This is a genomic window from Phormidium tenue FACHB-1052, assembly GCF_014696675.1.
Taxonomy (GTDB): domain Bacteria; phylum Cyanobacteriota; class Cyanobacteriia; order Phormidesmidales; family Phormidesmidaceae; genus Nodosilinea; species Nodosilinea tenuis_A.
This window is the reverse complement of the sequence record NZ_JACJQN010000009.1, coordinates 86,554-97,345: the sequence shown is the minus strand read 5'-3', so window position 1 is coordinate 97,345 and position 10,792 is coordinate 86,554. Positions and strand designations below refer to the sequence as shown.

Below are 10,792 nucleotides of genomic sequence, written 5' to 3'. Positions count from 1 at the left end.
CTACATCGCTTCTTTGGAACAGCAAAGTCATCTCACCACCCAGGATACGCGCCATGATTGTCAACCAGTTCAGGCAATGCATTCTCAGGCTTAGCCCCCGTTTTATGCCTCCCCAAAAGGTAAATCCTAGAGCACAGGAACAGGGCCTCACTCTCATTGAGTGCTTAGTCGCCATTGTTGTCGTGGGGCTAGTCTCTAGCGCCATTGCTCCAGCCTTGGTTCTTTCAGTGGCAACGCGGGTGCATAGCCAAAAAGCTGAGCAGGCGCTAGCGCTGGCCCAAAGCCAAATCGATAGCACTCGCGTGTTGGTCGAGCGCGGTGAGTACACTGTTGCTGATTTGCCCCCCCTTGACACTGGCAGAGCCGACAAAGATGTAGCGATGGCCCTCGGCCCCAACCTGGGAGTTACCGATCCCACTAACTTTGCCTACGCACAACCAGTGGATATTGATGGCAATGGTCAGCCCGATTTCTTAGTGCAGAGGTTTCGGGCTGTGGGAGAGGTCGTAAATGGCACCCCAGTGGCATTTGCCATGGGGGTGCGGGTTTACGATCGCGACGCCTCAGGCGCAGGCAACCTATCTACTGCCCCAGCATCTTTGGTCATGACTAGCACCAATGGCAGACGTAACGAACGCCCCCTAGCAACACTCTATACAACCATCGCCGCCAGCAACCAAGGAGAGTCGCTATGCAATCTTATTACCTATGTCAATAGCGGCGTTGTTTCTGGAAGTAGAAAGAATGTGCCCACCATCTGTACGGTAGCTCCATAGCACAAGGGTCGCTGCTAATTCCTACCTCGGCTTAACAAGCTATTTTTAGCCTTAACCATTTTGTTCTTTTATGGGTGTGTACTCCCATGTCATCCAATCTCGTTTCTATCACCTTCACCCGCTGGTTCTTGGCAAAGAGTAAAACAGCCCATCGTGGATTTACGTTGATTGAGCTACTGGTGGCTATCGCAGTGGGCTCTGTAATCATCGGCAGTTTGCTATACCTAGTAGTCGAGCTACTTGGCACTAATGCTAGAGAAGAGAGACTCACCCAATCCCAGCAAGATGTCAGACGAGCATTAGACTATATCAGCAGAGATGTACGCGAAGCCGTCTACGTATATTCAACCCCCGCTAACGTAATTAACCAACTAACAGATGAGCCACCAGGTACTACACCTATATTGGCTTTTTGGCGGCTTCAACCCATTAATGTTGGCGCTCTACCAGCCACTTGTGCTGGTACTACAGCCGAGGAGTGTAATACGCTAAAAATACGGCACAACGTCTACAACTTGGTAGTTTATCTATACAGAAACAATACAGACAGCAGTTTTTGGTCTGGCCCTGGACGCATCATTCGCTACGAGTTGACCAACTATTCTAATCTCGGTAATTTGACCCCAACATCGGGCTATAGTGATCCATCTAAACCTGGTAATGACTTTGAAGATTGGCAAAAAGGAGCTGGCAATACTCAAGGCAGGGCGGTTGTTTTAACTGATTTTATTGACAATCACGACGCAACTACAGCCGTCACCTGCCCGACAGCACTACTGCCATCACCTGCAAATGGCCCTAATGTCTCCAACAATTTCTTTGCCTGCGTTAGAGATGGTGGCGACATTGGTGATTCTCTAAACCAAAGCTTGTATGTTTTTCTAAGAGGCAGCACGGTTGAGGCCAGTTCTGGCACAACCTTAACGTTTGGCCCTAGTAGTCGAGCTAGCCGCTTGCCAACCATCAATACCGAAGTCCAAGTTCGCGGCATTATTGAAAAAAGTGAATAAGCTGGAGCAATTACGCTCTAGTATTCTAAGCATTCAATTCCTTGCAGGTGTTGTTCAAAATGAAACGCTTAACTTCCCACAAAAAAAACCAAGCCGCAGGGTTTACATTGATAGAGGTTTTGGTCGTTATCGTTATTGCGGCGGTACTGGCTGCTATCGCTGCCCCAAGTTGGCAAGGCTTTCTTAATCGCCAACGGGTAAGTGCGGTTAAAAGCGATCTGCTTCAAACCCTGAAAAATGCTCAGCAAGATGCCATTCAGCGACGGTTATCAGTACGAGTAGTAGTCAATAATGCCGCCACTTTGCCCACTTTGGCTGTCAATGGCAATGCTCAAGTTTTAGGCGAAAATAATAACAACCCAAGTAACGTCAGGCTAAGAACCTACTCCGTAAGTTCTACCGGCGTCCAAGATACCACCTTCGACACTGTGGTTTTTGATCATCGCGGTATGCCAACTGTTGCGAGAAGCACTACAACAACTGCCCCTACTAGTGATGCTCTTCCTTTTGTCATTAGCATCAATGCTGAAAATGCTAATGCTAAACAGTGTGTCATTGTGGCTAGCCTGCTGGGAAGCCTTAAAACTGCTAAAAATGCCCAGTGCGACAATCCTAGCGTGGCCGTTAATTAATTTTCCCCTGGCAACCGAACCGAACTCATTTTGTGATAAAAACAATGGGCATGTTTTGCCGTGTTTTGCGAGCTAAGTGAGGTATCCCATGGTTGCATCTTCCCCATCCCTTGAGGGCCAGGTTGCTGTTGTCACAGGGGCTTCGCGGGGAATTGGTCGGGCTGTGGCGATCGCCCTAGCCGCATCAGGGGCTCAAGTTGTTGTGAACTATGCTCGCTCTAGCACCGCCGCCGATGAGGTGGTCACTCAAATTACAGAGGCAGGTGGCAGCGCCCTAGCCATCCAGGCTGATGTCTCCCAGGCAGATCAGGTAGACGCGCTAATTAGCGGCACCCTAGAGAAATTTGGCCGCGTTGATATTTTGGTCAACAACGCTGGCATTACCCGCGACACCCTGCTGCTGCGCATGAAGCTCGAAGACTGGCAGGCCGTCATTGACCTCAATCTGACCGGGGTATTTTTGTGTACTCGGGCCGTGGCTAAGATCATGCTAAAGCAGCGATCGGGGCGAATTATCAACATTGCCTCGGTGGCTGGCCAGATGGGCAACCCGGGGCAGGCTAACTACAGCGCTGCCAAGGCTGGCGTAATTGGGTTTACTAAAACCGTGGCCAAAGAGCTGGCCAGCCGAGGCATTACCGTTAACGCCGTGGCTCCTGGCTTTATCGAAACCGACATGACTGACGACCTGTCTAACACCGATGATATCCGCAAGTTTATTCCTCTCGGGCGGTTTGGCCAGCCTGAAGATATTGCAGGCATGGTGCGATTTTTAGCCGCAGATCCGGCGGCCTCCTACATTACCGGTCAAGTATTTAACGTAGATGGCGGCATGGTGATGGCTTAGATTCAAAAGTTTTGAGTGCTTAATTTTGAGTTTTGAGTTTTGAATTTGGGCAGCAATTCAAAACTCAAAACTCACCTAAGCTCGATTTACGGTTCTCAGCAGCCACAGGGTGGCCGCCAGGGATACAAAGTGGGCCAGCAGCGTGTTGGTGTTGGCCTGCACCACAAAAATATCGAAGGCTTCAACGTATTGATTGATGTTGCCTGGCGTAAACACGGTGCCGCCCTGGGGTTGAGACAGCGCCTTGCCCAGCAGTGAGCCAATCAGCGCCTGGCTGCCAAACAGGGTGATTAACATACCGACCATGCTGACGACGGTGCCCAGCCGCAGAGCCTGAAGCGCGTCTTTGGGGCTGGGGCGCTTGGCGATGTCGCGGCTGCGTAGCCGTCGCCCTAGCTGGGTGTAGCGAAAGGCCCAAAAGGCGCTGAAATAGACGGCTACCAACCCTAGGGCGGCAAACAGCAGCCCTACGCCAGTGCCAGGATTTGCTGTCCCTCCCGATCGCGCCCCCAGATTGACCAGGGCAAACATCAGCACCAAGCTAGAAATTGCCGCTAGCACGATCTGAACCCAAAAGCTGATCCAGCCCACCACGCGGAAGGAGCCTGAAATCCGCCGTACGGCGGGCGGTAAGGTGTAGTCAAAGTCTGTAGTCATACCTGTGATTTTAGCCTGTGATTTTAGCCTGGGGGCAAGGTCTTCTGAATGATACATTTGGGGAAAGGCTTGGGGGCATGGATATGGTGGAAGCGATTGACCAGGCAAAGACTCGGGTACAGGAGTTGTGCGATCGCTGGGGTTCCCGCGTAGACTACCTAGCCATTCGCCTAGAACAGTCGGAGGGCACCGATATTTTTCTGCGGGGTGGGCAGGCAGAAACTCTGAGCGAGGCGATCGCGATCGGTGGGCACGTGCGGGCCTGCTACCGAGGTGGCTGGGGCTTTGCTAGCTTTAACGACCTGGAGAGCTTGGCCCCTTGTGTAGAAGCCGCCGTCGCTGCCGCCCGCCTAGTCGGCCATGACGAAACCCTACTGGCACCCGTAGACCCCGTACAAATCACTCGCCAATTGCCCCTTACTGGCACCAACCCACGCCAAATCTCCTTAGCCCGCAAAAAGGCCCTTTGCAACCACTACGCTGACCTGCTCCAAAGCATCGACCATCGGATAGCCACCACCTCTGTGCGCTACAACGATGTGGCCCAGCGGGTGCTGCTGGCCACCTCCGAAGGCACTTTGATCGATCAGGCCTGGTCAGATATGGAAATGCGCTTTGCCGCCACCGCCCGCGACGGCGACACCGTACAGACCGGGCGCGAAACCACTGGCTCGCGGAAGGCTTACGAAGATTTAGAAACCTTAGATGATCAGGTGATGGGAGCCGCCCAACGGGCGGTTGCGGCTCTAGACTTACCCTCCGTGCGGGGAGGAGCCTACGATGTGGTGATTGATCCTATTCTGACTGGGCTGTTTGTCCACGAGGCGTTTGGTCACCTATCGGAAGCTGACATGGCCTACGAGAACCCCGACCTGCTGGAGTCGATGAGTTTGGGCCGACGCTTTGGCCCCGACAGCCTGCAAATTTTTGATGGCGCTGCACCCCAAGGCCACCGAGGTAGCTATTTTTACGATGACGAGGGTACCCCCGCCACCACCACGCAGCTAATTGAGAACGGCGTTTTGGTGGGGCGGCTGCACTCCCGTGAAACGGCGGGCAAGCTGGGTGAGCAGCCCACGGGCAACGCCCGCTGCCTCAACTATCACTATTCGCCCCTGGTGCGCATGACCAATACCTGGATTGAGCGCGGCACCACCCCGGTTGACGACCTGTTTGCCGATATCAAAGAAGGCGTCTATGCCCGCAACTGGCTAGAGGGCATGACCAATGGCGAAATGTTTACCTTTACCGCCGGGGAAGCCTGGATGATTCGCAACGGCAAACTGGCGGAGCCAGTGCGCGATGTCACCCTGTCGGGCAATGTGTTTCGCACCCTGGCTGATATTGAAGCGATCGGCGACGACTTTTACTGGGATGAGTCGGGTGGCTGCGGCAAGGGTGGGCAGAACGGGCTACCCGTAGGCTGTGGCGGCCCCAGCCTACGCATTCGCAATGTGGTGATCGGGGGCGAGGCCGAAGTTGAGTATGAGTGACAGTTCGGTGAATCAGGGGCGCATTTTACGCAATCTGATGCGCCTGATGGATGTTACCTGTGGCAAAAGCCTCTATGAAGTCTTGCCTCGTGGGGTGCAGGTTTGGCTGCCAGAGCAGGGTAAGGGGGTTTACCCCGACCTGTTGGTGGTAGCTGGTGAACCTCTGCTCCACGATGGTCAGGACGATAAGCTGCTTAACCCTTGCGTCATCTTTGAAATCCTATCGGAGCCGACCCCAGGCTATGACTCAAAAGCCGCTACGCTGCCCGATAGTCAAAGACTGGCCAAAGGCCAACGCAGCGGCATGTTTCGTCAGTGCCGGGCGATCCCTTATCTGCAAACCTACCTGTTTGTACACCAGACCGAGGCTCGGGTAGAGCAGTTTTATCGGGCGGAGGAGCACCTGTGGGGCATGACTACCCAGAGCGGGCTCGACTCTGTGGTAGAACTGTCAATTACCGATGCCCGCCTGCCCATGATGGATATCTATGAGCGGGTAGATTTTAGCCTGCTGGTTTAGGGGGATAGGCGGGCGATCGCCCACTCACTATCCTTCCAGCTATACAAAAAGCGGTCGTGGAGGCGGCTGGGTCGCCCCTGCCAAAACTCAAAGCTGGTGGGCTTGACCCGGTACCCCCCCCAAAAAATGGGCAGGGGGACTTCCTGATTGAGAAATTTTTCCTTCATTTTCTCAAACTGCATCTCTAACAGCTGCCGCGAGGAGATAATGCTGCTCTGCTGCGATACCCAGGCTCCTAACTGACTGCCACGGGGGCGCGACGAAAAGTAGCGCAACGACTCTGCCGCCGAAATTTTGCTGGCGGTGCCTGCGATCGCCAACTGCCGCTCCAACGAGTACCACGGGAACAGCATCGATACCTGGGCATTCTCAGCCATGTGCTGGGCCTTGCGGCTGCCATAGTTGGTGAAGAAGACAAAGCCGTCGCGATCGAAATACTTGAGTAGCACCGTGCGCTGATAGGGAGCCCCTGCTGGAGACACCGTCGACAGCACCAGCGCGTTGGGCTCTAACAACTCAGCCTCACGGGCCTGCTGAAACCACAGCTCAAACTGGGCAAAGGGGTCGGGGTTGAGATCCGCTAGGTCTAATCCCCGCTGACTGTAGTCACGGCGCAGTTCACCAATATCCATGGCGTGGTTGGGGTTTTGAATTTTGAATTTCTAACTTAAACAATCTCGTCCAGGGCGTCTTTGACCTGGGCATAGTGGTAGGTAAACCCGGTGGCTTGGGTGCGCTTGGGTAAGACCTGCTGCCCTTCTAGCACCACCTGGGCTCCGTCACCCAAAATGGTTTCGAGCACAAAGTCAGGCACCGGCAACCAAGACGGGCGATTGAGAACTTTGCCCAGGGTTTTGCAAAACTCGGCCATGCGCACGGGGTTGGGGGCGGTAGCGTTGTAAACGCCTTCCATCTGCGGGTTGTTGAGCGCCTGCACGATCAGATTCACCAGGTCGTCGCGGTGAATCCACGAAAACCACTGGCGACCGCTACCGATCGGCCCACCGGCAAACATGCGAAAGGGGGTGAGCATTTTGGCCACCGCCCCGCCCATGCCTAACACAATGCCAAAGCGCAGAATCACCAGGCGGGTGCCGTGGTCTTTAACTGACTGGGCTGCCCCTTCCCAAGCCTGACAAACTTGAGAGAGAAAGTCATCTTCGATGGGGGTGCTGGTTTCGTCGAAGGTGGCGCTTTCGCTGGTGCCGTAGTAGCCAATGGCCGAAGCGTTTACCCACACCCTGGGTTTAGGGTCGGCCTTAGCCAGGGCCTCGACTAGCTTTTCAGTGCCGACCTTGCGACTGTCTAGAATGGCCTGCTTATGCTCATCGCTCCAGCGCTCTGAGATCGGTGCCCCGGCCAGGTTGACCACGCCATCACAGCCCGAGAGTAGGTCTGTCTGCCAGGTGCCTGATTCTAAAGGGCTGTAGCCCACCACTTCTACCTTGGGGAAGGCAGTTTGAGGGAATACCCGGCGGCCATGGTCGATGCTGCGGGTGAGCACCACCACCGTATGGCCATCGGCCTGAAGCCGTTCTACCAGGCGGCTACCGACGAAACCTGTGGCTCCAGTAATTGCAATTTTCATGGGCACCTGATTTTGGGTAAGGATAGGGTTGACCCGCTAGCTCAGGACGCCAACGGGCGATTCGCAAGGCGATCCGTTCCGGAATCGCTGCCCAAAATCAGGACAGCTAGCAGGCTCCAATCGCCTGAGGTTCAGACTGACAGCACCATCTTTGGGGGTGGTTGCTGCATGACCCTGCCATCGAAGCGGGCTTGGTCTAGGATAAACCATCTGCCTAGGACGATTCACTCTGGGCCACGTTGTTTGTCTCGACGCAACGCTTTATTAAAGTCCATTCAAACCGGCTGGGATCGTTGCGATCGATGACCAGGGTGCATTCTAGGTGAGAATTGGCCCGGCCATAACAGTACGCGTCTAGCGGCGGCGATTGATCAAAACGATGTAATACAGCAGATTGAGAAACGCGGTAAACGCTGTGGCTACATAGGTGAGGGCGGCAGCACTGAGCACGGCTCTCGCCCCTTTGTTCTCTTCACCCTGAAGAATGCCCAACTCATCGACCAACCGCAGGGCACGACGCGACGCATCAAACTCTACTGGTAGGGTAACTACGTGAAACAGTAGCACTGCGGCAAAGAAAATCACTCCCAGCCAGGCAAGGCCATAATCTACTCCAAAGAGTCTGAGATTAAAAAACAGACCAACAAAGATCAGCATCGGCCCCAGACGAGAACCTAGGTTGACTGCGGGCACTAGGGCTGCCCGCAGGTTCATAAATTTATAGCCCTCAACATCTTGCAGCACGTGGCCGCACTCGTGGGCCGCCACCGCCGCTGCTGACAGAGAACCCGATCCGTAGATACCCTGGGAAAGCCGGACGGCCTTAGCTCGGGGGTCGTAGTGATCGGTGAGTTCGCCCGCAATAGGCTCAACTTTAACGTCGCGCACACCCTTTTTAACCAAAATGGTTTGGGCCACCTGAGCACCGGTCATCCCCATGGTGGAATGCACTTGGGAATACTTGCGATAGGTGCCTTGAACCTTGTTCTGTGCCCAAAAGGTGAGAATGGCCGTAGGGATAGCAACCAGGAGGATGTAGATGGGGTCGAAAAACATGACCTGGCCCAGGGGTAAGGATGACTGACGAACTGTATTTTGGGAATGATAGCAGCCACGCTGTAGGCATTCTCTAGGCTTTAAGGTGCTTCTAAGAATTGGGAGAGTAGGGAGTGAGTGAGTTAGGAATAGGAAGTGGATGGGTGCCGGGTACATTTCCCATGCCTCACACCCGACTCCCCACTCCCCACTCCCCACTCCCACCCCTTTATCTCCCTTGCTGGTAAGCAGAATAGAGAGCTTCTAAAAACGTGTCGGTGGTCATTTCGGTGGGCAGAGTTTCTATGGCCAGCTGGTCTCTAAAGCGGCGAGCGAGCTGGTCGCTGACCAGGATTTTGGCCTTGGGGCTCATGGCCTGCCGCCGCTGCAGGAACTCGCGCACGGTGGCAAAGTCGTCGGGCGAGAGACGAGTGATGTCGATGAGGGCCAGCAAATCTTTGCCGATCGCCTGCGATCGCTCAGACACCTGAATTTCGCCACTGCTCACGGGGTCGGCCTGCACCACCAGGGTGCCAGCCAGCCAGTCGCCGACCCGCTTCTCGGTTTTGCTCAGCAGCACGCAAAAAAAGCCGATGAAGAGAATATCGTCGATGGGGCGCAGCAGCGATCGCAGGGTAGCCTGGGGCAATCGCTCGGGCTGGCCATCGTCGCGAATGACGCGAATTTTGGCGTAGCGCTTGCCGGGGGTTTGGCCGTACCACCAGGTTTCAAACAGCGCAAAGTAGCCGATGTAGAGGGCAAAGGCCAAGACGGCGGCGATCGCCGTGATCCACAACTGCACCGTCTCGCTCGGAATCGTCAGCAGCGTATCTATCTCCAGCAGCCGCACCAGCAAAAAACTGTAAACCACCGTCAACCCCACCAGTCCTGTGCCTAAACATAGGTAGTCGAGGGAGAGCGCCACCGCCCGACTGCCCACCCCAGCCAGCACAAACTCTAGTTCAATGCTCTCGGGGGTGCGAATGGTGACGGTGTTGAAGAGGGGCATGGAGGAGTGGGGGTTGGGGGGTGAGGGAGTAGGGGGTGAGGAAAGTAAATTCAAAGTTCAAAGTTCAAAGTTCAAAGTTTTGAATTCTCAATTTTGAATCATGAATTCATTTACTCCCCATCCTCACCCGTTGGGAAGCCGCTGCGCGTTTACATCCCCTCATCAAGACCTAGTCCGTCATCGTGGCGCAGGGCGAGATCTAGGCCCTCGCGGCGGCTGCGCAAATCGTAGTAGAGGACGCCTTTAACCGCTTGCCATAGGGGCAGCACCACCAGGCTGCCTACCAGACTCAGCACCAGGCTGAGCACAGCGGCAATGCCATAGACCGTGTCATCGGCGGGTACCAGCTCTAGCAAAATGCTGGGGATGTAGTTAGTTACAGCCAAAATAGGTAGCTGAATTAGAAACGTGGCCAGAAACACCACCTGAATGCGCACAATTGAGTCCTTGGTGAGCTCCCAACTGCGGCTCATGCTGCCGCCAGCATCGGATTGAGGCTCGATGGCCAACACCACCTCAGCGATAAACAGCCGCGAGGCCACCCAAATTAGCGCTACGAGCAAAATTCCCAGACCGATCAGCCCGCCTAAGAAAATGCCCATTACACTGCCGACCGCTTCGTTGATCAGCGCCGATAGAATGCCTGCCGTCAAAAAACCGATGCTACCTCCGGCAATCAACGCCAGTATAGCTGCCCCCAAGTAGGCGGCTATGTAAGCCAGCAGCAGCAAGAAGCCCAGGAACAAAAACTGCCCTAAGCGAGGGGCCACCTGACGCCGGGCATCCAAAGCTGTTTCGGGCTGGCTAATCAACTCTCGAAACGACAGCCTGCCGATGACGCCGGAGAGCGCATAGTACTTGGCAAAACCATAGAGCAGCGGCAGAAATCCCACCAGCGCTCCTACTAAGCCACCAATCACAGCTCCTACCTCACCGCCAACCCCAGCACCGATGCCGGCCAGAATTGCAATGACCAGACCCATGCCGAAAATTCCAGCCACAAGCCATAGGGTAGCCATCGCTGCTAGCTGACAAAAGGTTTTGAATCGGTCTTTGTAGAGCCGCAGCGCAGCGCTCACCACGTCACCGGGATTGAGGGGGCCGAGCTGGCTGCCCTGCTGTGCAGATGAGGTCATCGGCTCTGTCTCCTAGAGGTATTACAGCGGTGTGCGTTCATTTCGAGGTTAGCCTACACTTCTCTGTAGAATGCCCGTTTTTCTGGCTT

Annotated in this window: 12 protein-coding genes; 6 read left to right on the top strand and 6 right to left on the bottom strand. The window is 54.8% G+C overall.

From position 1 onward, the window contains the following. Positions 1 to 53: 53 nt before the first annotated feature. The 4 genes from H6G07_RS13620 to fabG all read left to right on the top strand — a co-directional run bounded on the left by H6G07_RS13620 (position 54) and on the right by fabG (position 3,265). The gene (locus H6G07_RS13620) at positions 54 to 776 is read left to right on the top strand and encodes a prepilin-type N-terminal cleavage/methylation domain-containing protein (RefSeq protein WP_084173180.1); all 723 of its coding nucleotides are present in this window, start codon (positions 54 to 56) and stop codon (positions 774 to 776) included. Positions 777 to 862: 86 nt separating this feature from the next. Continuing rightward, the gene (locus H6G07_RS13615) at positions 863 to 1,786 is read left to right on the top strand and encodes a PilW family protein (protein ID WP_073608705.1); all 924 of its coding nucleotides are present in this window, start codon (positions 863 to 865) and stop codon (positions 1,784 to 1,786) included. Positions 1,787 to 1,845: 59 nt separating this feature from the next. Next, positions 1,846 to 2,418, top strand: a complete 573-nt coding sequence (locus tag H6G07_RS13610; RefSeq protein WP_139297045.1) for a pilus assembly FimT family protein — start codon at positions 1,846 to 1,848, stop codon at positions 2,416 to 2,418. A gap of 88 nt (positions 2,419 to 2,506) precedes the next feature. Further along, positions 2,507 to 3,265 carry a 3-oxoacyl-[acyl-carrier-protein] reductase gene (gene fabG, locus H6G07_RS13605; RefSeq protein WP_073608703.1) on the top strand — a complete coding sequence of 253 codons (759 nt, stop codon included), beginning with the start codon at positions 2,507 to 2,509 and terminating at the stop codon, positions 3,263 to 3,265. A 75-nt stretch (positions 3,266 to 3,340) separates the two neighbouring features. On the opposite strand, the gene H6G07_RS13600 is transcribed toward fabG, so the two are convergent. Next, positions 3,341 to 3,922 (bottom strand): DUF3611 family protein, encoded by a 582-nt coding sequence (locus H6G07_RS13600; protein WP_073608702.1) that lies wholly within the window; start codon positions 3,920 to 3,922, stop codon positions 3,341 to 3,343. Positions 3,923 to 4,005: 83 nt separating this feature from the next. Here H6G07_RS13600 and H6G07_RS13595 point away from each other — a divergent pair, with 83 nt between their 5' ends. Together H6G07_RS13595 and H6G07_RS13590 are read left to right on the top strand one after the other, a co-directional pair. After that, entirely contained in the window at positions 4,006 to 5,415 is a 1,410-nt protein-coding gene (locus H6G07_RS13595; protein ID WP_073608825.1) for a TldD/PmbA family protein, read from the top strand. After that, complete coding sequence (locus tag H6G07_RS13590; RefSeq protein ID WP_073608701.1) at positions 5,408 to 5,935, top strand: Uma2 family endonuclease; 528 nt, start codon at positions 5,408 to 5,410, stop codon at positions 5,933 to 5,935. The genes H6G07_RS13595 and H6G07_RS13590 overlap by 8 nt, the downstream gene beginning before the upstream one ends. Here the strand turns inward: H6G07_RS13590 and pdxH are convergent. The 5 genes from pdxH to H6G07_RS13565 all read right to left on the bottom strand — a co-directional run bounded on the left by pdxH (position 5,932) and on the right by H6G07_RS13565 (position 10,703). Then, the gene (gene pdxH, locus H6G07_RS13585; RefSeq protein ID WP_073608700.1) at positions 5,932 to 6,567 is read right to left on the bottom strand and encodes a pyridoxamine 5'-phosphate oxidase; all 636 of its coding nucleotides are present in this window, start codon (positions 6,565 to 6,567) and stop codon (positions 5,932 to 5,934) included. The two genes, H6G07_RS13590 and pdxH, sit on opposite strands and share 4 nt — an antisense overlap. A gap of 35 nt (positions 6,568 to 6,602) precedes the next feature. Next, on the bottom strand, positions 6,603 to 7,523 hold the full coding sequence (gene thyD, locus H6G07_RS13580; protein WP_073608699.1) for a thylakoid membrane protein ThyD: 921 nt from the start codon (positions 7,521 to 7,523) through the stop codon (positions 6,603 to 6,605). A gap of 354 nt (positions 7,524 to 7,877) precedes the next feature. Further along, complete coding sequence (locus H6G07_RS13575; protein WP_073608698.1) at positions 7,878 to 8,579, bottom strand: zinc metallopeptidase; 702 nt, start codon at positions 8,577 to 8,579, stop codon at positions 7,878 to 7,880. Between the two features lie 208 nt (positions 8,580 to 8,787). Continuing rightward, a complete protein-coding gene (locus H6G07_RS13570; protein ID WP_073608697.1) occupies positions 8,788 to 9,567 on the bottom strand; it encodes an RDD family protein in 780 nt (259 codons plus the stop codon). A 149-nt stretch (positions 9,568 to 9,716) separates the two neighbouring features. Next, positions 9,717 to 10,703 (bottom strand): hypothetical protein, encoded by a 987-nt coding sequence (locus H6G07_RS13565; protein WP_084173179.1) that lies wholly within the window; start codon positions 10,701 to 10,703, stop codon positions 9,717 to 9,719. Between the last annotated feature and the right edge of the window lie 89 nt (positions 10,704 to 10,792).

Coding starts and splice junctions, on each gene's coding strand:
- H6G07_RS13620 (WP_084173180.1), top strand. CDS start 54: ATGATTGTCAACCAGTTCAGGCAATGCATTCTCAGGCTTAGCCCCCGT.
- H6G07_RS13615 (WP_073608705.1), top strand. CDS start 863: ATGTCATCCAATCTCGTTTCTATCACCTTCACCCGCTGGTTCTTGGCA.
- H6G07_RS13610 (WP_139297045.1), top strand. CDS start 1,846: ATGAAACGCTTAACTTCCCACAAAAAAAACCAAGCCGCAGGGTTTACA.
- fabG (WP_073608703.1), top strand. CDS start 2,507: ATGGTTGCATCTTCCCCATCCCTTGAGGGCCAGGTTGCTGTTGTCACA.
- H6G07_RS13600 (WP_073608702.1), bottom strand. CDS start 3,922: ATGACTACAGACTTTGACTACACCTTACCGCCCGCCGTACGGCGGATT.
- H6G07_RS13595 (WP_073608825.1), top strand. CDS start 4,006: ATGGTGGAAGCGATTGACCAGGCAAAGACTCGGGTACAGGAGTTGTGC.
- H6G07_RS13590 (WP_073608701.1), top strand. CDS start 5,408: ATGAGTGACAGTTCGGTGAATCAGGGGCGCATTTTACGCAATCTGATG.
- pdxH (WP_073608700.1), bottom strand. CDS start 6,567: ATGGATATTGGTGAACTGCGCCGTGACTACAGTCAGCGGGGATTAGAC.
- thyD (WP_073608699.1), bottom strand. CDS start 7,523: ATGAAAATTGCAATTACTGGAGCCACAGGTTTCGTCGGTAGCCGCCTG.
- H6G07_RS13575 (WP_073608698.1), bottom strand. CDS start 8,579: ATGTTTTTCGACCCCATCTACATCCTCCTGGTTGCTATCCCTACGGCC.
- H6G07_RS13570 (WP_073608697.1), bottom strand. CDS start 9,567: ATGCCCCTCTTCAACACCGTCACCATTCGCACCCCCGAGAGCATTGAA.
- H6G07_RS13565 (WP_084173179.1), bottom strand. CDS start 10,703: ATGACCTCATCTGCACAGCAGGGCAGCCAGCTCGGCCCCCTCAATCCC.